The 1,024-nt window shown below is 75.5% G+C and carries 1 protein-coding gene and 1 pseudogene; both read right to left on the reverse strand.

Going from position 1 to position 1,024, the window contains the following annotated elements; genetic code table 11:
* On the reverse strand, positions 1-518 hold a 518-nt coding region (locus tag ACWJ6R_RS36995), incomplete at its 3' end, for an AraC family ligand binding domain-containing protein (protein WP_449066650.1).
* A pseudogene (locus ACWJ6R_RS37000) lies at positions 515-1,024 on the reverse strand (hypothetical protein); the annotation flags it as partial. The gene ACWJ6R_RS36995 and the pseudogene ACWJ6R_RS37000, both read right to left, overlap by 4 nt.

The following is a 1,024-nucleotide window of genomic DNA, read 5'->3' on the forward strand; positions in this document are numbered from 1 at the left end:
TGGGCGGCGCGCAGCAGGGCGGCGGCGTGCGCGCCGGAGGGCCCGGAGACGACGGCCTCGGGGAAGTACGGCGTGCCCCGCCCGGCTGCCAGCTCCGCCGCGACGCCGGCGATCACCTCCACGGACGGGTAGAGCATCCGGTAGGTCCAGCCGCCCGGCACGCCCGCGTGGCCGTCGTGCACCTGCTCGGCGTCGACCAGGACCAGGGAGCCGGCTCCGGCGCGGTGCCGGGCGCCCCGGTAGTCGAACTCCTCGACGCCGGACAGGATCACCCCGATCGCGTACTGCTCGTGCACGTGCCGGGTGAACCGGTGCGTGACGTAGCGGGCCTTGAGCAGGTCCACCCCGGGCAGCGCCGGGCTCCGCCAGAAGCGCGCCGCCTCCGCCGGGACCGTTCCGGGAACCGGGCCCGCCGGACCCGCGGAGGCCGCCGGAACCGGGTCGGCCGGAACGGGGTCGCCCGGAGCCGGGCCGGCCGGATCCGCGGAGGCGGGCACCACCGGGTCCGCCGGGGTCACGGCTGGAACGTCTCGGTGAACCGGTCGAAGTAGGTCCGGTCCCACCGGGCCTCCGGGCTCTCCCAGTAGATCGCGTACGGCTTGCCCTCCGTGGTGCGGAACCCCCGGTCCAGGACCCTGGTCGGCACGCCCTTGCTGGTGTAGGTGAACTCCCAGTCGGCGGCGGCCATGCCCCGGTAGTTCAGCGGGCTGATGCCGATCCGCCGGTAGCCCGCCCGGACCTTGCTGATCACCCTCTCGACCTTCTCCCAGTGCCTGACCGGGTCGAGTTCGGGGTCGTCGGTGGACTCGATCCACAGGAAGCTCGCCGCCCCCGGCGCCCGGAACTCCACCCGGTCGCGGTCGGTGGCGCGGACGGCGGTCCAGTGCTTCGGGACGGCGATGCTGAAGCCCATCTCCGGGTCCTCGTACAGCCGCCAGCCCTTCGGCAGCCGCGCGGAGGGGGTGGGCGTCGCCGTGGGCCGGCCGGTCGGCTCGTCGGGCGGTGCGGTGGCCGGCGCGGTGGG

It is taken from the genome of Planomonospora algeriensis (assembly GCF_977012225.1).